Source organism: Brevibacterium samyangense (genome assembly GCF_039529845.1).
Lineage (GTDB): Bacteria > Actinomycetota > Actinomycetes > Actinomycetales > Brevibacteriaceae > Brevibacterium > Brevibacterium samyangense.
Window position 1 is genome coordinate 1 of the sequence record NZ_BAAANO010000008.1, and the last position, 21,887, is coordinate 21,887.

The 21,887-nt window shown below is 70.0% G+C and carries 20 protein-coding genes; 10 read left to right on the forward strand and 10 right to left on the reverse strand.

Translation table 11 applies throughout. The features are described from left to right. A partial coding sequence (locus ABD172_RS04005) for an HNH endonuclease signature motif containing protein (protein WP_344307172.1) occupies positions 1 to 1,934 on the forward strand: 1,934 nt, incomplete at its 5' end. A 69-nt stretch (positions 1,935 to 2,003) separates the two neighbouring features. Here the strand turns inward: ABD172_RS04005 and ABD172_RS04010 are convergent. The 3 genes from ABD172_RS04010 to ABD172_RS04020 all read right to left on the reverse strand — a co-directional run bounded on the left by ABD172_RS04010 (position 2,004) and on the right by ABD172_RS04020 (position 4,422). Beyond that, positions 2,004 to 3,071 carry an MsnO8 family LLM class oxidoreductase gene (locus ABD172_RS04010; RefSeq protein WP_344307174.1) on the reverse strand — a complete coding sequence of 356 codons (1,068 nt, stop codon included), beginning with the start codon at positions 3,069 to 3,071 and terminating at the stop codon, positions 2,004 to 2,006. A 65-nt stretch (positions 3,072 to 3,136) separates the two neighbouring features. Further along, positions 3,137 to 3,685, reverse strand: coding sequence for a type 1 glutamine amidotransferase domain-containing protein (locus tag ABD172_RS04015; protein ID WP_344307176.1), 549 nt, complete (start codon positions 3,683 to 3,685; stop codon positions 3,137 to 3,139). A 176-nt stretch (positions 3,686 to 3,861) separates the two neighbouring features. Continuing rightward, a complete protein-coding gene (locus ABD172_RS04020; RefSeq protein WP_344307177.1) occupies positions 3,862 to 4,422 on the reverse strand; it encodes an adenine phosphoribosyltransferase in 561 nt (186 codons plus the stop codon). Positions 4,423 to 4,496: 74 nt separating this feature from the next. Here ABD172_RS04020 and ABD172_RS04025 point away from each other — a divergent pair, with 74 nt between their 5' ends. Further along, the gene (locus ABD172_RS04025) at positions 4,497 to 6,275 is read left to right on the forward strand and encodes an ABC-ATPase domain-containing protein (RefSeq protein ID WP_344307179.1); all 1,779 of its coding nucleotides are present in this window, start codon (positions 4,497 to 4,499) and stop codon (positions 6,273 to 6,275) included. Positions 6,276 to 6,302: 27 nt separating this feature from the next. Here ABD172_RS04025 and ABD172_RS04030 read toward each other — a convergent pair whose 3' ends face one another. The 3 genes from ABD172_RS04030 to ABD172_RS04040 all read right to left on the reverse strand — a co-directional run bounded on the left by ABD172_RS04030 (position 6,303) and on the right by ABD172_RS04040 (position 11,377). Beyond that, the gene (locus ABD172_RS04030) at positions 6,303 to 8,891 is read right to left on the reverse strand and encodes an ABC transporter permease (RefSeq protein WP_344307180.1); all 2,589 of its coding nucleotides are present in this window, start codon (positions 8,889 to 8,891) and stop codon (positions 6,303 to 6,305) included. After that, positions 8,891 to 9,679 carry an ABC transporter ATP-binding protein gene (locus ABD172_RS04035; protein ID WP_344307182.1) on the reverse strand — a complete coding sequence of 263 codons (789 nt, stop codon included), beginning with the start codon at positions 9,677 to 9,679 and terminating at the stop codon, positions 8,891 to 8,893. The genes ABD172_RS04030 and ABD172_RS04035 overlap by 1 nt, the downstream gene beginning before the upstream one ends. A gap of 525 nt (positions 9,680 to 10,204) precedes the next feature. After that, complete coding sequence (locus tag ABD172_RS04040; protein ID WP_344307184.1) at positions 10,205 to 11,377, reverse strand: Ldh family oxidoreductase; 1,173 nt, start codon at positions 11,375 to 11,377, stop codon at positions 10,205 to 10,207. Between the two features lie 144 nt (positions 11,378 to 11,521). Here ABD172_RS04040 and ABD172_RS04045 point away from each other — a divergent pair, with 144 nt between their 5' ends. Then, positions 11,522 to 12,097 (forward strand): dihydrofolate reductase family protein, encoded by a 576-nt coding sequence (locus ABD172_RS04045; RefSeq protein WP_344307186.1) that lies wholly within the window; start codon positions 11,522 to 11,524, stop codon positions 12,095 to 12,097. Between the two features lie 102 nt (positions 12,098 to 12,199). On the opposite strand, the gene ABD172_RS04050 is transcribed toward ABD172_RS04045, so the two are convergent. The 3 genes from ABD172_RS04050 to ABD172_RS04060 form a co-directional block, all read right to left on the reverse strand. Continuing rightward, complete coding sequence (locus tag ABD172_RS04050) at positions 12,200 to 13,366, reverse strand: baeRF2 domain-containing protein (RefSeq protein WP_344307187.1); 1,167 nt, start codon at positions 13,364 to 13,366, stop codon at positions 12,200 to 12,202. A 227-nt stretch (positions 13,367 to 13,593) separates the two neighbouring features. Then, on the reverse strand, positions 13,594 to 14,370 hold the full coding sequence (locus ABD172_RS04055; protein ID WP_344307189.1) for an NAD(P)-binding domain-containing protein: 777 nt from the start codon (positions 14,368 to 14,370) through the stop codon (positions 13,594 to 13,596). After that, positions 14,367 to 14,861, reverse strand: coding sequence for an NUDIX hydrolase (locus ABD172_RS04060; protein ID WP_344307191.1), 495 nt, complete (start codon positions 14,859 to 14,861; stop codon positions 14,367 to 14,369). Before ABD172_RS04060 ends, ABD172_RS04055 begins: the two co-directional genes overlap by 4 nt. Before the next feature lie 93 nt (positions 14,862 to 14,954). Here ABD172_RS04060 and ABD172_RS04065 point away from each other — a divergent pair, with 93 nt between their 5' ends. Together ABD172_RS04065 and ABD172_RS04070 are read left to right on the forward strand one after the other, a co-directional pair. Continuing rightward, positions 14,955 to 15,665 carry a 4'-phosphopantetheinyl transferase family protein gene (locus ABD172_RS04065; RefSeq protein ID WP_344307193.1) on the forward strand — a complete coding sequence of 237 codons (711 nt, stop codon included), beginning with the start codon at positions 14,955 to 14,957 and terminating at the stop codon, positions 15,663 to 15,665. A 106-nt stretch (positions 15,666 to 15,771) separates the two neighbouring features. Continuing rightward, the gene (locus tag ABD172_RS04070; protein WP_344307194.1) at positions 15,772 to 16,089 is read left to right on the forward strand and encodes a helix-turn-helix transcriptional regulator; all 318 of its coding nucleotides are present in this window, start codon (positions 15,772 to 15,774) and stop codon (positions 16,087 to 16,089) included. A 68-nt stretch (positions 16,090 to 16,157) separates the two neighbouring features. On the opposite strand, the gene ABD172_RS04075 is transcribed toward ABD172_RS04070, so the two are convergent. After that, positions 16,158 to 16,352: a hypothetical protein gene (locus tag ABD172_RS04075; RefSeq protein WP_344307196.1), complete on the reverse strand. Its 195-nt coding sequence runs from the start codon at positions 16,350 to 16,352 to the stop codon at positions 16,158 to 16,160. On the opposite strand from ABD172_RS04075, the gene ABD172_RS04080 reads away from it, so the two are divergent. The 5 genes from ABD172_RS04080 (at position 16,351) to ulaA (ending at position 21,719) form a co-directional block, all read left to right on the forward strand. Further along, on the forward strand, positions 16,351 to 17,469 hold the full coding sequence (locus ABD172_RS04080; RefSeq protein ID WP_344307198.1) for a 5-methyltetrahydropteroyltriglutamate--homocysteine S-methyltransferase: 1,119 nt from the start codon (positions 16,351 to 16,353) through the stop codon (positions 17,467 to 17,469). The genes ABD172_RS04075 and ABD172_RS04080 overlap by 2 nt on opposite strands. A gap of 132 nt (positions 17,470 to 17,601) precedes the next feature. Then, positions 17,602 to 18,519: a sulfurtransferase gene (locus ABD172_RS04085; protein WP_344307199.1), complete on the forward strand. Its 918-nt coding sequence runs from the start codon at positions 17,602 to 17,604 to the stop codon at positions 18,517 to 18,519. Between the two features lie 98 nt (positions 18,520 to 18,617). Beyond that, positions 18,618 to 19,010, forward strand: coding sequence for a SufE family protein (locus ABD172_RS04090; protein ID WP_344307550.1), 393 nt, complete (start codon positions 18,618 to 18,620; stop codon positions 19,008 to 19,010). Between the two features lie 237 nt (positions 19,011 to 19,247). Beyond that, positions 19,248 to 20,096, forward strand: coding sequence for a PTS sugar transporter subunit IIA (locus tag ABD172_RS04095; protein ID WP_344307201.1), 849 nt, complete (start codon positions 19,248 to 19,250; stop codon positions 20,094 to 20,096). Positions 20,097 to 20,129: 33 nt separating this feature from the next. Further along, a complete protein-coding gene (ulaA, locus tag ABD172_RS04100) occupies positions 20,130 to 21,719 on the forward strand; it encodes a PTS ascorbate transporter subunit IIC (protein WP_344307203.1) in 1,590 nt (529 codons plus the stop codon). Positions 21,720 to 21,887 lie beyond the last annotated feature (168 nt).

The following is a 21,887-nucleotide window of genomic DNA, read 5'->3' on the forward strand; positions in this document are numbered from 1 at the left end:
CCGGGTATGTGGTGTCCGAGGTGATCATCGAGACCACCGCCCACGACGAGGACGCGTTGGCGAACGCTGTCCCGCCGGCGTCGTTGCCGGAGTTTCTGCACGGCGAGTACGAGTCGATCGCTGCGACGGTGCGCAGGTGGGGTGTGGAGGTTCGGCAGCGGGAGGCCGAGATCGCTGCCGAACGAGTAGCGCTGGAGGCAGCTCTGAGATGGGGCCGGGGCCCGGGCAGTGAACCGGACGCGGATGCGTCCGCCGACGCGGCTGGAGCGGGCTCCGACGCGGAGCATCGCGGCGAGGTGCGTCGGCACGAGGAGCCCGGTAAGGCGGAGGGGATCGAGGGTCGCGTGCTGGTGCCGTTGCCGGCGCTTAAACCGACGAAGGCGCTCGGGGACTGGGTGAGTGAGCACCTCACCACCGAGCACCTCGTGAATCTCTCGGCACTGTTGCGGAAGTCGGCGGCACAGGCGTTCGGGTTCTGCCGTGAAGCCCTCACCGTCGTCCACGGACTGCCCGGGTTCTTCGCGCGGGCCAGAGCAGGGGAGTTCGGCATCGATCACGTCCGCACGGCCGCCCGGATCGCAGGCCGGGTCCCGGTGGCGTTGTTGTCGAAGGTCGACCGGCATTTGTCGACCCGGCGGGCTGATGTCACTCCGGAGACGTTCCGGAACACGCTGGGCAAGCTGGTTCGGGCCTTGGTGCCACCGGCGGTGCGGGACGCTCGTGCGTTCGAGGAACGTCGGGTGGATGTGGAGCATTACGGCAATGGCACCGCAGCGTTGATCCTCACCGGGCCGGCTTTGTTGATCGAGGCGTGCTATCGGCGAGTCGAAGCGCTCGCGCGGAGTGTGTTCTACCGTAAGCCTCTGCCGGGTCAGGGTGCTGGGGCAGGGATTGGTGGGGCAGCGGGGGCAGGGACTGGCGGGGCAGCCGGTGAGCAGCTCGAGCTGATCGAGCATCGGAACATCGCGCAGTTGATGTTCGACATCCTGTCCCTCTCACGCCCGCAGGTGACGACTCGTCGCATGCCGACCACTCGGTACGGGTCCGAGACGACGGACCTGGCTACGGGTGAGGGTGCGGAGGAACTCGTCCTCGAGCTGCCGGATGCGGGGGATTATCTGCGGAATCAGGCGCAGGTGGTGGTGACGGTCCCGTACCTGAGCCTCTTCGGAAAAGGAAACCTGTCCGGGGTGTTCCCGGACGGGTCCCCGGTCCCGGCGGAAGTCGCCAGGATCCTCGCCGGTCACTCGAAAACCCTCACCCGGATGCTCACGGACCCGGCAACTGGCACACCGATCGATGCGAGAGCGAAACGGTACGCGATTCCTCCGGATGTACGAGCGGCCCTCATCCAGCAGTGGAGATACTGCACCGCACCGGGATGCACGAGGCAGGCCGCGAAAGCGGAAATGGACCACATACGGGAGTTCAATCACGCGGACCCGGACTCCGGTGGGTTGACCGTGTTCGAGAACCTGCACCCGCTGTGTAAGCGTCATCATCAGGCGAAGACCGACAGGAGACTGCGTGTGTCCGCGACCCCGGACGGGGGAGTGCGCTGGGTCCTGCCCTACGGGAACGAGGTCACGGTGTTCCCTCCGGGGGATCCGGTGGAAGTGATGCACGCGGAAGAGTTCCGGCGCATTGCCCGCGGTGACGGCTCCGAAGGTGGAACCGGCGACGAGGACGGGGGCGACGGTGGTGGTCTGCGGGACGGTGATACCGACGACGGGCCCTGCGCCGATGGCCGCAGTGGGAGTGCGCCCGACAACGGAGCCGGTCACCGAGGCCATGACGGTCGTGCCGTCGACGATGATCGTGACGGTTCCGGGTGCGAACGCATCGAAGGATCCGTTGATCCAGGTGCAGGAACCTCGGGTTCGGATGATACGTGGCATTCCGGCGGCCCGGACGACGATCCGCCTCCGTTCTGAATGGCCGGGGCTCGGGACCGGTGACCTGCACTGCAGGCCGAGGTCAGCCATCCCGAACCGCACACAGCCTCACCCGAAAGTCGCGGCCACGACCTGGTCGAGCGCCTCGAGAGCAGCGAGGTCGAACGTCGATGTCGAGAGCAGCAGCTCCTCCGACCCCGCTGCTGCGAGGATGCGTTCCACCTCGGGAACCACCGTGTCCGCCGTCCCGATGAGTGGCGACGCGAGCGCCTTCTCGACGCGTTCACGGGTGCGGGCGCTCCACACCTGCTCGTGGATCGCCGTGGGAGATTCGAGCGGCCCGAACTCTCCGGTTTCCCGGGAACGTGCCATCGCCCATGCTTCGGGGAGCGCGAGGTCCCGGGCTTCGGCTCGGGAGCCGGCGATGAACACATCCGCCGACACGATCACCTGCGGCCTCGACACCCCGACGCCGGCCGGCCGGAAGTTCCGCCGGTACATCCGCACGAGGGACTCGAGTTCGGGATCCTGGACGAGCGGACCACCGATGACGACCGGAAGACCGAGTTCGGCGGCCACCGTCATACCCTTCCCGGTCGCGAGGACGAACATCCCGGGGACTTGGGCCGAGGCGACCTGCGGTCGGGCCGTCACGGTACCGGTCCCGGTGAGGAGGTCGCGCACCTCTGCGAGGTCGGCGGCGAACCGGTCGTCCCGGGCGGACGCGTCGGCACGCCTGTCGGTGGTTCTTCCCGAGGTGCCGACCGGCGCGGAGCCCCGTGGCGCCTCGGCAACGGGAGCATCCGTCCAGGCGGCGCGCAGCGCCTCCCGGACCGGGCGCGTGAAGCCGGGGCTCCGGCCGAGCCCGAGGTCTATCCGCCCGGGGAACAATCCGGCGAGCATGAGGAACTGCTCGGCGACGACGAGGGGCTGGTGGTGGGGGAGCATGACCCCTCCGGATCCGACCCTCATGTGTTCCGTGGCCTGCCCGATCGCCCCCAGCAGCACCGCCGGGGCTCCGGACGCGACCCCGGGGACTCCGTGGTGCTCGGCGACCCAGAAACGGTGGAAACCGAGTGATTCCGCACGAACGGGGCGGCCCACGGAGTTCCGCAGGGCCGCGCCGTCGTCCTCGCCCGCACGCGTGCGGGACCGATCGAGAAGAGAAAGCTTCACAGGTCAGAGCCTAGTGATATCAGCACTCAGCGATATGAGCCTCAGTGATATCGGGGCCCGGCGAATCAGGCAGTCTGCCCCGCGTGCTTCCCTTCGGCGATCTCCTCGAGGGTCTTCGCGTTGAACGCGGGCAGATCGTCGGGCGTGCGGCTCGACACGAGCCCCTCATCGACGACGACCTCCTCGTCGACCCAGGTGGCTCCGGCGTTCACGAGGTCGGTGCGCAGGCTCGGGTAGCTCGTGAGCGTACGCCCGGACAGGACGTCGGCGTCCGCGAGGATCCACGCGCCGTGGCAGATGACCGACACAGGTTTGTGGGAGCTGAAGAAGGACTTCGTGAGGTCGACCGCGTCCTGGGAGAGTCGGATGGCGTCGGCGTTCGCAACGCCGCCGGGCAGCACGAGAGCGTCGAAGTCCTCCGCCTTCACCTCGGCGGGGGAGGAGTCCACCGTCTGCTCGTGACCGTTCTTGCCGGTCACGGACCCCTCTGCCGGGGAGACGAGCACCGCCTGGGCGCCTGCCTGTGTCACCGCGTCCCAGGGACTCGTGAGCTCGCTGTCCTCGAAACCGTTCGTGAGCAGGAATGCCACGCGCTTGCCGGAGAGATCGGTCATGGTGCCTCCTTCTGTGCAATCCGTCACTGCTCGTCCCAGCAGTGGGCGCCGTTGGGGCGCCTGGGCCATTCACGCTAGACCCGGAGGGCGGGGGCACAAAAGGGCCCTGGAGCGAATTCTGAGGAAAGGCGAGTGGAACGCGCGCTCACGCGCAGTTGTTCACGCGCAGAAGCCGCTCACCCCCGGAAGACCGAATGCACATCTCCGCACACGTCCCGCCCGCCGAGCGCCTCGAGTTCGAGGACGACGGCAGCACCGACGACCTCGGCGCCGAGGTGTCCGAGCAGCGTGCGGGTGGCCGCGAGGGTGCCGCCGGTCGCGAGGACGTCGTCGAGCACGAGAACCCGGTCGCCGGGACGGAGCACGTCGGGAGCCTCGATCGTCGCCGAGCCGTACTCGAGGTCGTAGGACACGGATGCCGCCGGTCGTGGGAGCTTGCCCGCCTTCCGGATCGGAAGCATGCCGACCCCCGTGCGGGCGGCGACGTACCCGGCGAGGAGGAACCCGCGGGCCTCGAGTCCGGCGACGACGTCGAAGGTTCCCGCGAACGGAGCGACGAGCGCCTCGGTGACGGCAGCGAGAGCGGGACCGTCGGCGAGGAGCGGTGAGATGTCCCGGAACTCGACTCCGGGGGCCGGGAAGTCCGGGACGGTAGTGATGAGCGCCTCGGCGCGGGCGAGGACGGGATCGGTATTCACCACACCACGATAGAGGTCGGGCGGCGTGCGTCGCACCATCCGGCTCCTGCCCGCCATCGGGCACAGACCCGCGGCCCGCACCGCACCGCTGCCGATATGGCACAGTGAGCCGCATGCTCGAACGCACCCTGGCCTCCCTCGACGGACGCGGTTACGCCGCCTACAAGCACCTCCGCGGCACTCACGACCTCGGCGGGATGGACCTCGTCGTCGATCATGTCCAGGTCGACCCGTACGCCCCGCCCTCGCGGATGCGGCTCGTCGTCGATGCGCGGGACGCCGCGCTGCCGGCGGACCTCGTCGCCGACCGGCTCGGCCGGATCGCGGTCTCCGATTTCCTCACCCGCCGCTTCGCCGCGGCGATCACCGAGCACTTCTCCGCACGCGCCGGTCGGGGGCCCGCTGCCCACGGCGACCGGCGCTCCCACCACCGCCGAGGCGCCCGCCCGGACGCGCAGAAACCTCCCGTGACCATCGGAACACCCGGGCAGGAGATCCTCGAACGCTCGAGCGTGCTCCTCGCCCCGGACCGGGTGGAGGCCCGCATCGAGGTGGCGCTCCCGGCTGCCGGACGACGGATTCGGGGACGGGAAGCCGCCGAGCTGCTCCTCGACGTCCTGCCGGAGCTCGGCCGCAGCGCCCTGTTCCACGGGAATCTCGATGCGGAAGCGCGCACCGCCCTCGCCGCGCACGTCGCCCTCCTGCGCGACCAGGACGCGCTGCGCACGGCGCTCCGCGCAGCGGGGCTCGTCGCCTTCGTCGGTGACGGGGCGGTGCTGCCGCGGAGCTCGGGTGCCTCGGACCTCCCGCTCACCTCCGGAGCCGTGGCCTTCCGGTCGCCGGACTCGCTCCGGGTGTCCTTCGACCTGCCGAGCGGCCGCGCCGTCACCGGCATGGGAGTGCCGGAGGGCATCACCGTCGTCGTCGGGGGCGGCTACCACGGCAAGTCGACGCTGCTGCGTGCCCTCGAACGCGGGGTGTACCCGCACATCGCCGGCGACGGCCGCGAATGGGTCGTGACCCGGCCCGACGCGGTGTCGATCCGGGCCGAGGACGGCCGCGCCGTCACCGGTGTCGACATCTCCCCGTTCATCGGCAACCTCCCGAGCGGCACCGACACCCGGCACTTCACCACGACGAATGCCTCCGGATCGACCTCGCAGGCCGCGAACCTCATGGAGGCCGTGGACTCCGGAGCCGGGGCGCTGCTCATCGACGAGGACACCTCGGCGACGAACTTCATGATCCGCGATGAGCGGATGCGCCTCCTCGTCCCCGCCGCGAAGGAACCCATCACCCCGTTCCACGACCGGATCCGGCCCCTGTGGCGTGATCGCGGTGTGCCCACGGTGCTCGTCGCCGGCGGCTCGGGCGCGTTCTTCGCGCTCGCCGATCACGTGATCGCCATGGATTCCTATGTGCCGTACGACGTCACGCAGCGCGCTCACGAGATCGCCGCCGCAGCCGCCGGCGGAACCACCGCCGAGGCGCCCTCCTCTCCCGACACCGCGTTCCCCGCCACTGCGTTCCCCACCACTCAGCCCGGCCGGGTGCCGGACCCGGCGGGTCTGCAGCCGGGGCACAAGCAACCGCGGGCGCGCGGGCTCGGGTCCATCCAATTCGGGCGGCAGGACATCGACGTGTCGCACCTGGCCCAGCTCGTCGACCCCGCACAGACGGAGGCGATCGCCCGGATCCTCGACCGGCTCGCCCGCGAGGCGGACGGTCGGCGCACCCTCGACGAACTCGTCGACCGCATCGAGGCCGTCCTCGACGAGAACGGCCTCGACGCGCTGAGCACCTACCGGGGTCACCCGGGTCACCTCGCGCGGCCCCGGCGGCACGAGATCCTCGCCGCGGTGAACCGCCACCGGGGGCTGCGGCTTGTGTGAGCGCCGGTTCGGGGGCCGGGTCCGCCGTCACTCCACCGTCGTGAGCCCCTCGACCGGGCTGAGCCGGGTCGCTCTGCGCGCCGGTAGGAGCGAGGACAGGAGCCCGGCGAGGACCGCGACCGCGAGGATCGCGAGATACGCCCACCACGGCACCCCGGGCACGAGGCGGTCGGAGAGTTCCGAGGTCACGAGGCGTGCCCCGATCGCCCCGAGCGCACTGCCGACGGCCGTGCCGATGAGTGCGGCGACCACGGAGATGAGGACCGCCTCGGTCGCGAGCATGCCGCGCAACCGGCCCGTCCCCAGTCCGAGCGCGCGCAGGAGCGCGTTCTCCCGGGTGCGTTCGATCACCGACAGGCTCATCGTGTTCGAGACCCCGATGAGCGCGATGACGACGGCGATCGCGAGGAGCCCCACCGCGATGAGCATCAGGATGTCGATGACCTGGGTGTAGGCGGCCCGGGCGAGCGCCGTTCCCGAGACCTCGGACGGGGACACGTCGAGCACCTCGGCGGCGTCGAAGCGGATGTCCGAGAGTGCGTCCGGACCGGCATCCGGCGCGACGCGGAGGACGACGGCGTCACGAGCCTCGTCCGCCACCTCGTCCTCGAGCAGTGCGCGGGGCGCGAGGTAGACATCGGAGGAGTTCCCGGCCGCCGTCACCGGGACCTCGGGGCCGTCCGATGCGTCGCCGAGGCGCAGGTGGGTCACAGCCGAACCGGCCGGTACGGAGACGTGGCCGTCGACGAGCGCAGGTGCCTGGGGGAGGAGGACCTCCCCGGCCGCCGCGGTGTCGAGACCGAGGACGCGCCTCGGCTCCCCACTGCCGTCGTCGGCCGGCACGTCGAGACCGGGGGCGACGGCGGTGACCCCGGTGATCCCCGCGAGATCACGGAGCGCTGCATCCTGCACGGGTTCGGAGACCGTGACGAGGAGGTCGACCGGGTACTTCTGCGCGAGTGCCTCGTTCGCGGTCGCCTTCACGGTCTGCCCGCCCATGAGGATCGTCGTCACCAGGCCGACCCCGACGACGAGCGCAGTGGCGGTCGCCGCCGTCCGGCTCCGATTGCGGACCGCGTTGAGCGTCGCGAGGCGCCCGGCGATCCCCGTGCGCGCGACCGTGAGTCGGCCGATCCCACCGACGAGGGCCGGGACGAAGAGCACGGCGGACATCACCAGGCCGACGAACACGAGGCACCCGCCGAGCATCCCGACGAGGATCCACACCGCGTCCCCGGACACGAGGACGAGCGCGGTGACGAGCAGACCGACACCGAGCGCGAGGACGACCACCCCGAGCACACCGCGCACCCGACCGGCACGGGTGGAGACGGTGACCTCCTCGGCGGGGCGGAGCGCCTCGAGAGGGGTGACGCGGGTGGCGGAGCGGGCGGGAGCCACGGAAGCGAGGACCGTGAGGACGATCCCGGCCGCGAGGCCCGCGCCGATCGCGGCGGGAGTCGGGACGACGGCCGATGCCGGGACGTCGAGACCCGTGTACGAGCCGAGCGTGACGAGGACTGTGAGCAACCCCCAGGCGCCGAGGACTCCGAGGACGCCCCCGACGACCCCGACGACGAATCCCTCGGCGAGGACCGAGCGGAACACCTGGGAAGGGGCAGCCCCGATGCACCGCAGGAGCGCGAGCTCACGGCGCCGCTGGGCGACGACGACCGCGAAGGTGTTCGCGACGACGAGCCCGGCGACGAACACGGACACGAGCGCGAACCCGAGGAGCAACCACGTGAGGACGTCGTTGCCCCCACTGAGTGAGGAGACCCGCTCGTTCACGGCGTCCTGCCGGGTGAGGACGTCGAAGGTGACCGGCGCGGTCTCCTCAACGGACTCCGTGTCGCCGGTCACAGGGTTCTCGACCGCGGAGCCCTCGGTCACCTCGTCAACAGCGGAAGCGACGGCAGTGAGGAGGTCTGCGGCCTCCGTGCCGTCGTCCGCCGTGACCAGGACGCTGTCGCCGCTCGCGCCGGGCACGAAGGTGTCCGTGAACCGCTCGGCGCTCACCCAGCCGAGGTCCCGGCCGGCTGCGGCAGGATCGCTCGTCGTCGCCGCGAGACCGACGATTTCGAGGTCGACGGACTCGGGTTCGGGAGGGAGCGATTCCTCGGCGACCTGCTCGTCGGTGAAGGGCGCGTCGACCGAGAGTCGGTCCCCGAGCCCGAGGTGGAACCGGGTGGCCGAGTCCTCGGAGAGGACGACCTCGTCGGCGCCGGAGGGAAGCCGGCCGTAGGCGACGTCGGGGGCTCCGAGCGGAGAGCCCTCGGACACCGGGGAGAGTTCGATCGCGGAGTCGGCGGCGCGGCCGGAGTTCGCGATCACCCATGCGGAGAGGTCGGGCTCCGCGCGGGCCACGCCGTCGACGTCTGCGGTGGCATCCGCGACACGGCGCAGGGTCTCCGTGTCCGGGGTGCCTCCCGTCGGCACGACCGCGAGGTCGGAGTGTGCGTACTGGGCGCCGATCGAACGGGTGAGGGTGTCATTCATCGCGGCGTTCACGAGCAGCGTCGCGGACACGAAGCCGGCTGCGAGGGCGACCGCGAGGCAGATGGCGATGTACCGGGACCAGTGCGCGCGGATCCCGGAGAGGGCGACACGGAGCATCAGGCGATCGCCCCGTCCGTGTGCGGTGCGGTGGTGCCCGGTGCTGCCCCGGGAGCCGCGGAGAGCCGTCCGAGCGCCTCGACGACGGAGTCGCGATCCGGTCGGTGGATCTCCCCGGCGAGGCGTCCGTCCCGCAGGAGCACGACGCGGTCGGCGTAGCCGGCGGCGACGGGGTCGTGGGTGACCATGATGATCGTCTGCCCGAATTCGTGGACGGACTCCTCGAGCAGGCCGAGGACCTCGGCCCCGACCGCGGAGTCGAGGTTGCCGGTCGGTTCGTCGCCGAAGACGACGTCCGGTCGGGTGAGGAGCGCCCGGGCGACCGCGACGCGCTGTTGCTGCCCGCCGGAGAGTTCGTGCGGCCGGTGGGTGAGGCGGTTCTCGAGCCCGAGGCGGGCGATCACGGTGCTTTTCCACCGGCGGTCGACCTTCCGCCCGGCGAGCACGAGGGGGAGTTCGAGGTTCTGTTCGGCCGAGAGGGTCGGAACGAGGTTGAACGACTGGAAGACGAACCCGATGCGTTCGCGTCGCAGACGCGTGAGCGCCCGGTCGTTCATCGAGGTGATCACCCGTCCGCCGACGGTGATCGTGCCGGAGTCGACCCGGTCGAGTCCGGCGAGGGCGTGCATGAGCGTCGATTTCCCGGACCCCGAGGGTCCCATGATCGCGGTGAACCGGCCGGCGTGGAAGTCGACGGAGACCCCGTCGAGTGCCGCAACCCGGGCATCACCCCTCCCGTAGGTCCTCACGACGTCGCGGGCGGAGACGATGGGTTCGCCGGATTGCATGGTGCTCCTCTGGAGGATGTGAACGGGTGGTCGCCGGTCGCGGACGGACCGGACCCGTTCACGGTAGGAGCGAGCGGGCCACCGCAGCACGGGGGTTTTCCCGCACCCCGCCGGGTGCGAACCACCCGGGTTCCCTCCGGAGGTCCTGGTCCGGGAAGGCGCAGTCGATAGGCTCGTGGACGTGAACCCGAGGACGATTCCCGTGAGCCCGAGCGAGCGGGCTCGGACGGTCGCCCGCCGCACCTACCTGTCCCTCGGCGCGGGCGAGCTCGTCTCCAGCGCGGTCTACCGCGTGCTGCGGTACCTCGACCCGGTCGTCCTCGTCGGCGCGCTCGCCGGGATCCTCGTGCTGAGCCCCGCACGCGGTCGCGACGGTCCTCGCGCTCCTCGTCTGGGGATTCGGCGTCATCGAGTACGTGAACTACTTCTGGGTGCGGCTGTCGTACCCCGCGTCCCGGTGGTTCCGGGAGGTCACGCGGTGGCGGACGCCCCGCCTCGTGGCGGACCTCCGCCGGGCGCGGTAGCTCAGGTCACCTTCTCGAGAACGAGGTCCGCCCCGAAATCCGCGCACGTGGCACGGATCTGGTCGAGGAGCATGTCGGAGAGCGGGATGCCGTGCACGGCTCGGTGGGCGCGTTCGCGGTGCTCGGGATCACCGGCGACCTGGACGGGTACCTCGGGGTCCACCGGGTCCATGCCGCGGAGGGTGTCGCGGAGTTCCTTCGCATAGGCCGGTGTGATCCCGGCGCCTGCGACCTCGGGGTCGATCGCGAGGAAGAAGTACCCGACCGACTGGAACCCGTCGACGTTCCCCGGCTGATCGGCCCCGGAGATGCCTGCCGACAGCAGCTGTACCATCGTCGCGAGGGCGTAGCCCTTGTGCCCGCCGCCCAGGACACCGGCCCCGCCGAGCGGGAGGAGGCCGTGCGATCCGTCCTTCGCGCCCAGGCCTGCCATCGCCTCGGCGGAGTTCCGGACGCTGCGGCCGTGGGAGTCGAGCACCCAGTCCGCGGGCAGGGGCTGGTCCTTGAGTTCGTAGACCTTCACCTTGTTGAAGGGGACGACGGTCGTCGCCATGTCGACGACGATCGGTTCCTCCCCGTCGACGGGACACGCGAACGCGATGGGGTTGGTTCCCATGAGCGGATTCCGGGCCCCCGTCGGGGTCTGGTAGGCGTTGCGTGTCGAGCACAGGGACATGCCGACGAGGCCCTGCTCGGCGGCGAGACGCGCGTAGTACCCGGCAGCGCCGTAGTGGTTCGTCTCCCGCACGGTCGCCATGCCGACGCCGAACGTGCGGGCCTTCGCGATCGCCTGCTCCATCCCGAGTTGCCCCGAGGGGTGGCCGAACCCGCGTTTGCCGTCGATGACGACGGTCGCGCCGACGTCGCGGACGACCTCCGGTTCGGTGCCGGCGGCGAGCGACCCGTCGCGGATCCCGGCCCCGTAGTACGGGAGCATCGAGATGCCGTGGGAATCGATGCCGGAGAGGTCGGTGTCGTGCATGACGTCGGTGGCGATGTCCACGACGGAGTCGGTCGCGCCGAAGGCCGTCATGATCGCCCGGATCTGCGCGCGCACTGACGAGGACGTGTACCGGGGGAGATGGGCGGAGTCCGCCGAGGTGGAAGCGGCGGTCGTGGTGGCGGATCCGGGGGTCGACTGCGGGGATGCGGGGGAGGGGGACTGCGTTGTCATGATCCCCATCACATCACGAGGAGGTGCGGCGCCGGAACACCGAAGTGGTTCGGCACCACGAGCGGAACGGTCCGAGCGGAACGGGCAGCGAGTGAACCGGCTGGTGTGAGGCGGAACGACGACCAATGGTGTGATCGGAGTGTGATGAGAGAACTCGTCTATTACGTCGCGGTGAGCCTCGACGGGCAGATCGCGGCACCGGACGGTGGTTTCGACGCCTATCTCGTCGAGGGCGACCACGCACCGGTGCTCTTCGAGGAATACGGGGATGCCATTCCCGGCCATGGTCTCACGCTGCTGGGGCTCGAGCCCCCGCGGAATCGTTTCGACACGGTCGTGATGGGGTGGGGTGCCCTTCGTCCGGGTCTGGACGTGGGGATCGACAGTCCGTACCCGCACCTCCGACAGTACGTGGCGAGCCGCAGTGACCGGACCGTGGCCGAGGACGTGACACTCACCGCCGATCCGGTCGCGACCGTCCGCGAGCTCAAGGCGGAGGACGGACTCGACATCTGGCTGTGCGGTGGCGGGCAGGTGGCCGGTGCGCTCATCGACGAGCTCGACCGGTTGGTCCTCAAACGCAATCCCTTTGCATTCGGTTCGGGGATTCCCCTGTTCGGATCGGCTCCCTATGCGCCGAGGCGGTTCGACCTCGTCGATGTGCGTGGGTACGACTCGGGCATCGTCGTCGAGGAGTACGTGCGGAGACGGGAGGGCTGACGCGGGCCGGTGGGTCCACTGCAGTCCCCGGACACGAACGAAGGCACCGCGAGCGGATCGCGGTGCCTTCGTGTGTTCCGGCCGTCGTGTGGTCCGGGTGACTCACACCTGCAGGGCGTTGAGTTTCTTCTCGTAGTCGGTGCCGTCCTCGAAGAGTTCCTCGCGCAGCGGGTTCATCTCGACCTCCCGGCCGGGATCCCCGGACATGCTCGCGGCACTGTTCGACGGTGTCGCGGCGTCCTTCCACCGCAGCAGTGCGCCGACGCCCTCGGGGATGTCGGCGTAGTCGTCGCCGAGGGCCGAGATCCCGGCGTCCGTGCGGATGGCCCGTCGGATGAGATCCTCGACGTTGTCCGGTTCGCGCCCGGTGACGAGGACGAGTTCGTCGACCTGCCCGCGGTCGAGCGCCTCGACGACCTCGAAGGCACCGGCGACGGACTCGGCGTCACGGGCCTGGCTCTCGTGGAAGCGTTCACCGAGCTCGCGCTGCCGTCCCTCGATGAACTCCCGGGTGATCCTGTCGAGCTCCTCCCGGAAGGACGCCCTCTCGAGGCTCACACCGCGCGTCCCACCGGGGACGATGTGGAGCCGGGAGAGGACCTCCTGACCGAGCGCGTCCTTGAGGAGGGACTGGGCGCGGACGTCGCCGGTGAGGAGAACCATGTCCGGTCGGTGTTCGGAGACGAGTTTCGTCACCGTGGCGGCGACCGCCTCGGCGTTGCGTTCCCAGGAGTCCTCGACACGTGCCTCGAAGTTGTTCGAACGCCAACCGTGCTTCGAACCGCCGCCGAGCCCGGCCTTGTGCAGTTCGTCGTGCCCGCCGTCGACCGACCCGTCGTCCCCGAGGTCCGTCGACCCGCGGGTGAGCGAGGGATTCTCGGGGGCGCAGAGAGTGAGGTCCGCGCCGGCCCGGTCGACCTCGACGAGGAGCTGGCTCACGGCGAAGGGCGTGAGCTGGATGAAGGGGAGGAGCTTCGGGGCGCGTGCCCACTGGGCGCATTCGGTGATCGGCGGGACCGGCAGGGTGCGGTCGACGAGGATCTCGGCGGCGGAGGCGATGATCGCCCGTCCATGGGGGCCGCCCATCGCGGAGGGTTCGCGGATCGCCTCCTCCACCGTGTCGAGCAGGTCGTCAGGGGCGCCGGCCCGGGAGAGTTCCGCCCGCAATCGCGTCCAGCGGGTGGTCACCTCCGCGGCGGTCCGGGGGTCGGTGCGTGTGGTGTCGAGGTGGACCGAGAGGAGCGGTCCGTCGTTCTCCAGCGTGGACATGAGCCAAGGGAATTTCACTGTGACCTCCTGCGTGCGTCGAGCGGCGGCCGAGCACCCGGCCCGGCCGCTTCGCCGTTGGGGTCGTCTCACCATTGCACGACCGTCGGCACGTGACAAGGGGTCGAGTTCATGCCCTTTTCGGCCCGTGTTCACCTACTGTGCGGTACGGGTTCTGGGTCGGGGCCGGCAGCGTTCCCGGACTGCCGAGGTGCCCGCGCGAGGTGTCGTCACTCCCCGCGGGCGCGCTCGTGCAGGGCGTCGAGTTCCTGCCGCAGGCGGTCCTGTGCGGCGGCGTCGAACCAGCCCTGTCGGAGTTGCTCGTTGAACCCGCCGGGGGTCTCGTGGTCGCGCACGAGGCGGTCCAGCGGCCGGTCGAGGTCGCGCAGCGCCGGTGCGAGTCCGGCGAACGCAGAGCGGACGAACCGTTCGGCGTCGGCGGGATCCACGCCCCTCTCCGTCGTCCACGCGCTGATGGTGCGGACGTAGTCGAGGAACGCGGTGAAGGTCGCGGTGACCCCGCCGAACACCGCGAACGCCTCCTCGTCCGCGGGCACGAGCGTGCCGCCGAGCAGGTCGAACAGCGTTGTCCCCGCCGGATGGTCCGGGTACACGACCGTGACCGAGGCACGCTCGCTCACCGGCGGCAGCGGGATGCTCCGCACGATGTCGCCCTCGAACCCGAGCACCTCCCGGAGTCGGGCGATCGGCACACCGGCGAGTGCGCTCACGAGCACCTGGTCGGGGCGGAAGGACACGCCGGCGACCGCCTCGGCGAGGTTCTCGGGCCGCACGGCGAGGACGACGACGTCGGAACCGGCGACCACGTCGGCGTTGGAGCCGGCGACCTCGAGGTCCGGGAACCGGGCCGTGAGCGCAGCGACGTTGTCGCGGCCGCGCGGGGACAGCAGGATCCGGTCGTACGGGCGCGGACCGGACGCGATCCCCTCGACCATGGCACGTGCGATCTCCCCGACCCCGAGGAACCCGAGGCGCGGGCCGGTCACGACAGCACCTCCCCGGCGCATTTCCGGTCCCCGGTCGATCCGCGCGAAGCCGTGTGCGCCTCGAGGGCGCGATCGACGATCGAGGACCGGTGGACCTCGCCCCGGGCGAGATCGGAGATCGGCACCCATTCGGCACGGTCCGTCGTCCCGCCGACCTCGAGGGTGCCGAGAGTCCCTCCGGTGACCTCCGCCCGGTACACGATCCGGACCGCCTTGAAACCGCGCCCCGAGGGCCTGCGGGACCCCGGCTCGGTCACCGTGTTCGCAAGCAGGAGACCGGTGAGGCGGACGGTGAGTCCCGTCTCCTCGAGCACCTCGCGGTGCAGTCCCTCCTCGAGCGACTCCTCGAACTCGACACCGCCGCCGGGCAGCGACCACCCGGGCCGACCCCGCGATCCCCGCCCGTTGAACCAACTGAGAAGGATCCTGTCGTCCTCGTCGATGACGAGGGCGTACGCGGCGAGGCGGGTGTCGTAAGCGGTGTACTCCATGGCCCCGACCCTAGCGAAGGCGTGTGACAGGAATGTTGTCCCGGGCAGCGCCGGTGTACCTTGCAACGGACGCGGAAAGGGAGGACCTCGGACATGGGCGAAACGGAACGAACCGTCCCGGGCCGGTCGCTCTTCTTCCCGGGTCCGGTGCGATGGGCGGTCGAACCCCTCGACGACTCCCTCGAACCGGGAACCGTGCTCACGGCGCTGCCGGTGTCGGACGCCGTCCGGGCCCGAGGCGCCCGCCTGTCCCGACACCGTGACCGGGTGGCCTTCGCGCAGGCCCGGCGACTCGCGCTCGCGCTCGCCCACGACGAGCTCCAGCACGGTCGGGGTCCGAGCTGGGCCGGCACCCTGGCGCTCGTCCAGTCGTGTCCCGACTGCGGGGGAGGGGACCACGGGGCACCGGCACTCGTGGCACCGTCCCCCGGGGCGGATGCGCGTCGGCGTATTCCTCTCCACGTGTCCTGGGCACATTCGACGGGGCACGTGGCCGCTGCGGTGTCGGTGCTCCCGTGCGGTGTCGACGTGGAGACGGCCGGTGGGCCGACCCCGGAGTTCGTCCTCACGACGGAGGAGATCGCCCGGTGGGACGCCCGGGGTCGGCCCGCAGCGCTGTTCCGGTGGTGGTTCACCGTGAAGGAGGCCGCGGTGAAGTGCGGACTCCTCGACATCGACGCTTTCGGTGAGGTCTCCGCCGAGGAGCTCGGGAGGTGTCCGGAGGTTGTTCTGTATTCCTCGGAAGTGCCCGGAACAGGGCCGGGAAATGGCGCCTCGGCGTCAGTGATGGTGCGGAATGCGTAGTTTCCCGGCAGCAGGGTGCCTTGCCGGAGCGGACACTGAGGTTACTCTCACGTAATTCCATGCTGTGATGGCGGACTCGGTCAGAATCCGGTGCCACTCTTGACGGGTGCCAGCAGAAACCCGACTCACCGACCACGATGCGCAGACCGGGACGAACCTCGGTGAGAACCGATGGGACGTCGCGGAAGCGCGCTCCCTCGGCAATGCCATCCGCCGATTCCGCCGTGCGAAGGGCCTCTCCCAGGAGGAACTCGCCCAGGCGTCCGGGATCACCCGCAACCACCTCTCGCTCCTCGAGGCCGGTCGACCGTCCTCGCGCCGCAATGATGCGCCGGCGAATCCCCGCGTCTCGACCCTCGTCGCGATCGCCGCAGCGCTCGAGGTTCCGGTGCTCGAGCTCGTCCCGGGGTTCGCGCAGCCCTGAGCGTTCGGGACGACAGCCCTGAGCGTTCGGGACGACAGCCCTGAGCAGCCGGGACGACAGCCCTGAGCTCAGCGCTTCGTCCTCTTCGCGCCGACGGCCCACAGCACGATCCCGAGGACGACGAGGACGAGGCCGCAGAAGCCTCCGAAGACCGCGATGATGATGCCGAGTGCACCCGTGAAGATGCTGACCACCGAGTCGTGACAGCGCCGTGTGACACCGCGCACCGCATCACCGGCCGTGCATGCATACGCTGGGGTCATGACACTCACCCCTCCCTTCCGGGCCGACATCGTCGGTTCCTTCCTCCGTCCCGCACCCGTCAAAGCCGCTCGCGAGCAGCTTGCCGAGGGCACGATCGACGTTGAGGCGCTGTCCGCCGTCGAGGACGCCTCCCTCGTCGACCTCGTCGAGGCGCAGGCCGCCGCCGGCCTGCAGGTCGCCACCGACGGTGAACTGCGTCGTTCGTGGTGGCACTTCGACTTCTTCGGGATGCTCGACGGTGTCGAGATCTTCGAGACCGACCACAGCCTGCCGTTCCGGGGAGCGACGACGAAGCCGCATGCGATCCGCATCGACGGGCGGATCGGCTTCCCGGCGAACCACCCGATGGTCGGGCACTTCACCGCACTCGCCGCCGTGGCGGAGGAGAAGGGGCTCACGCCGAAGGCGTCGATCCCTTCGCCGACCGTCCTCGACTTCCGCGTCGAGGAGCCGAACATCGTCACCGACGCCTACGCCGCACGAGCGGACTACGTGGACGACCTCGTGCAGACCTACCGTGATGCGATCGCCGCGTACTACGCTGCCGGATGCCGGTACCTCCAGTTCGACGACACCGCCTGGGCGTACCTGTGCAGCGAGACCGAACTCGAACGCGCGCGCACCGAACGCGGTATCGACACCGAGGGGCTCGGCGCACGTTACGCGGACATCCTCCGCAGGGTGCTCGAGGGAAAGCCGGAGGATCTCGTCGTCACGACCCATGTGTGCCGTGGCAACTTCCGGTCGACGTGGATCTCCTCCGGTGGGTACGAACCCGTCGCCGAGCATCTCCTCGCGATTCCCTACGACGGCTTCTTCCTCGAGTACGACAGCGAACGCGCCGGCGGTTTCGAGCCGCTGCGGTTCCTGCAGCCGGGCCACCAACGGGTCGTTCTCGGGCTCGTCACCTCGAAGTCCGGTGAACTCGAGCCGAAGGAGGAGATCCTCGCGCGGATCTCCGAGGCGACGAGGTTCGCACCGCTCGAACAGCTCGCACTCAGCCCCCAGTGCGGGTTCGCCTCCACCGAGGAGGGCAACGTCCTCACCGAGGACGAGCAGTGGGCGAAGGTCCGGCACGTCGTCGACATCGCCGGCGAGGTGTGGGGCGAGAGCTGACGGGCACCGGGGTTCACCCGTGAGCGAACGTGCACGAGGTGCCCCGGCGGACGGAATAGTCTGGTGAGCACAGCCGGACCCGGGGCGCACCGCGAGTGCGCCCCGGACACCCCTCGACGAAAGGTCTCCACGATGACCACCGAACCGCATGAGGCAGCAGCACCGACCTCGGAGGAGAGGTTCGCCGCGTACGCCGCGCCCGAACGCCTCGTGAGCACCGCGTGGGTCGCCGAGCACGCGAACGATCCGGGCGTCGTCCTCGTCGAGAGCGACGAGGACGTGCTCCTCTACGAATCCGGTCACATCCCGGGTGCCGTGAAGATCGACTGGCACACCGAGCTCAACGACCCGGTGACCCGCGATTACGTCGACGGCGAGGGATTCGCCGCGCTCATGTCGAAGAAGGGAATCTCCCGGGAATCGACCGTCGTCGTCTACGGCGACAAGTCGAACTGGTGGGCCGCGTACGCCCTCTGGGTGTTCACGCTCTTCGGCCACGAGGACGTCCGCCTCATGGACGGTGGCCGCGCGAAGTGGCAGCAGGAAGGGCGGGAGTTCACCCGCGAGCAGCCGCAGCCGGCGCCCACCGAGTACCCCGTCGTGGAACGCCGTGACGAGGAGATCCGCGCATTCCTGCCCGACGTCCTCGATCATCTCGGCAAGCCGCTCATCGACGTCCGCAGCCCGGCGGAGTACACCGGTGAACGCACGCACATGCCCGACTACCCGCAGGAGGGCGCGCTGCGCGGCGGCCATATCCCGACTGCGCAGTCGGTGCCGTGGGCGCGTGCCGCGAACGAGGACGGCACCTTCCGGTCCGCGGAGGAACTCCGTGCGATCTACGAGGGGGAGAAGGGGCTGACGCCCGGCGACGACGTCGTCGCGTACTGCCGGATCGGCGAGCGTTCGAGCCACACGTGGTTCGTCCTCAAGTACCTCCTCGGCTACGAGAACGTGCGCAACTACGACGGTTCGTGGACGGAGTGGGGCAACGCAGTGCGCGTCCCGATCGTCAAGGGCGAAGAACCCGGTGAGGCACCCGCGAAGTGAGTGACGGTACCGAATTGACCGAGAACACCGCACCGAACGACAGCGACACCGCACCCCTGCCCGCCGGCCTCGCGGAGATCGCGCAGGACTTCGCTGACATGCCGGCGCACGAACGGCTCCCGCTGCTCCTCGAGTTCAGTGACGGGTTGCCGGAGCTGCCGGCCCGCTTCGCCGACCACCCGGAACTGCTCGAACCCGTGCCCGAGTGCCAGTCGCCGATCTTCCTCCTCACCGAGATCGACGACGACGCGGCACGCACCGTGCACCTGTACTTCAGCGCGCCCCCGGAGGCCCCGACGACACGCGGTTTCGCGGGGATCCTCCACGAGGGACTCGACGGCCGGCCGGCTGCGGAGGTCCTCGCGGTTCCGGCGGACTTCCCGCTGCGTCTGTCGCTCACGGAGATCGTGAGCCCGTTGCGCCTCAACGGGATGAGCGGCATGCTCGCCCGCATCCAGCGGCAGGTGGGGGAGAAGACCAGCGGGAGCTGAGCGCGCGGGATCCGGACGCCCGCCGGCCGTGCTCGCCGGCGCTGCACGTCGGTTCTGCTCGCTCGCACGGTCCGACGAGCACGCCCCGGTATTACGACAATTGAAATGAACGCGTGCAACTTCCGCATGACGAGACAGAGATAAACACAACTCCGAAGGCCTGTATCGACAGGTGAACGCTGACATAGTGTGGTCCCGCTCGGGCGCAGAGGCGCCCATCCGCGAAAGGTCTCCACCATGTCAGTACTGAGTGATCTCCTCGGTCCTGGTTCCGTCCGTCTGGGCGTCGACGCCTCGGACTGGCGGGACGCCATCCGGGCCGCGGGCTCGCTGCTCGTCGAAGGCGGGGTCGCAGGCGACTCCTACACCGACGTCATGATCGAGAACGTCGAGAAGAACGGGCCCTACATCGTCATCGCCCCGGGCTTCGCGTTCGCCCACGCCCGCCCGGACGACTCGGTGACCCGCACCGGCATGTCGCTCGTCCGCCTCGCCGCCCCGGTCGAATTCGGTCACGAGAAGAACGATCCGGTCACCCTCGTGCTCGCCCTCGCCGCGGTCGACAACACCGCGCACCGGCAGGCCCTCGCGGCCCTCGCGAAGGTCCTCGCGAGCCCCCGCAAGAAGGCAGCGCTCGACGCCGCCGCCACACCCGAGGAGGTGCTCGCGGTGTTCGAGAGCGGCGCAGCCGCCGCTCCCGCGGAGCCCGTCACCGAGGCGCCCGCTGCCGAGGTGCCCGTCGCTGCGCAGCCGGCCGGCGCCTCGGCGACCGCCTCCTCCGACGGCCCCGTCGTCGCGGGCAAGAACTTCATCTACACCGTGTGCGGCAACGGCCTCGGCACGAGCCTGTTCCTCAAGAACACGCTCGAGCAGGTCTTCGACCGGTGGGGCTGGAGCCGTTTCATCACCGTCGAGGCGACCGACACCATCTCCGCACGCGGGAAGGCCAAGGACGCCGATTTCATCCTCACCTCAGGGGAGATCGCCCGGACGCTCGGAGACGTGGGAGTTCCCGTGGAGGTCATCGAGGACTTCACCTCCGAAGCCGAGATCGACGCGGTGCTGCGCCGACTCTACGCACTGTGACCGGCGTGGACCGGTAGAGAAGGACTCATAGTCATGAACTGGATCGTCGCGATCGCGAACTTCCTCGTCAACGAAATCCTCAGTGTCCCCGCGTTCCTCGTCGGCATCATCTGTGCCGTCGGCCTCATCGCCCTGCGCAAGTCCGCAGGTCAGGTGATCGGTGGAGCGCTCAAGGCCGTCCTCGGCTTCCTCCTCGTGAGCGCCGGTGCCGGACTCGTCACCGCGTCCCTCGCCCCGCTCGGCGTCATGATCAACGGTGCCCTCGGCGCCCAGGGCGTCGTCCCCACGAACGAGGCGATCGTCGGGATCGCCCAGGAGGAGTTCGGGGCCACCGCCGCCTACATCATGATCCTCGGCTTCGTCGCCGCTCTGCTCCTCGCCCGCTTCACGCCGCTGCGGTACGTGTTCCTCACCGGACACCACATCCTCTTCATGGCGACCCTCCTCACGATCGTCCTCGCGACCGCCGGGATCGCCGGTCCGCTCGTCGTCCTCATCGGCGCCGTCCTCCTCGGCATCCTCATGGTGTCGCTGCCGGCTCTCGCCCATCCGTGGACCCGCAAGATCACCGGTGACGACTCCATCGCGATCGGTCACTTCGGCACCGCCGGATACATCGCCGCCGGTTCGGTCGGTCGCCTCGTCGGCAAGGGCTCGAAGTCGACCGAGGACCTCAAGCTGCCCGAGGGTCTGCGCTTCCTCCGCGACTCCATGGTCGCCACCGCGCTCTCGATGGTCGTCATGTACGTCGTCATCGCGCTCGTGCTCCTCGTGAGGGTCGGCCAGAACCAGGCGTTCGCCGCGTTCGTCACGGACCCGGCGACGGGTGCCGGCGCTGCGACCGGGGTCGGCGACTACCTCATGCAGGCGGTCACGATGGGTCTGCAGTTCGGCGTCGCCGTCGCGGTCATCCTCTTCGGTGTCCGCACCATCCTCGGTGAGCTCGTTCCCGCCTTCCAGGGCATCGCGGCGAAGGTCGTCCCCGGCGCCATTCCGGCCCTCGACGCCCCGATCGTCTTCCCCTACGCCCAGAACGCAGTGCTCGTCGGCTTCCTCTCGAGCTTCGTCGGCGGTGTCCTCGGCATGATGGTGCTCGTCCTCTGGGCCGGTCCCGCCTGGGGTCTCGCGATCATCCTGCCCGGCCTCGTGCCCCACTTCTTCACCGGGGGTGCCGCAGGTGTCTACGGCAATGCGACGGGTGGCCGTCGGGGCGCGGTCGTCGGTGGTTTCGTCAACGGTCTCCTCGTCACCTTCCTGCCGGCCTTCCTCATGAAGGTCCTCGGCAACGATCTCGGTGCCGCGAACACGACCTTCGGCGACACGGACTTCGGCTGGTTCGGCATCCTCATCGGTTACGCCGCGCGAATGGGAGTCACCCTCGGCCTCGTCCTCATCCTCGTCATCGGCGTCGTGGTGCTCCTCGCCGCGATCCTCGTCCAGAAGAAGCTCGTCGACACCGGATGGGATCCCTCGCCCTCGCGGACCGCGGCGAAGGCCGGTGCGGCAGTCTCCGGTGACACGGCCCCGGCCGAGGCCCTCGCCGGCACGAGCGCGGCGAAGACCTACCCGCGGATCGCACCCCCGGCCGGCGCCCCGGTGCCGCCCCCGCCGCCGGAGAACTGAGCCCCACCTCCTGCCGCATCACACCGCCGAGGCGCCGGTTCCCTTCCGAGGGAGCCGGCGCCTCGGCGCTTCTCGTACCGTGGCGCGGGTACCAGGGCGGTGCTCGTCGAGGCCCCGCTTCGGGCCTCTTCCGGCCCGCTCGGGGGAGTACTGGGATAGCGTGGGGAG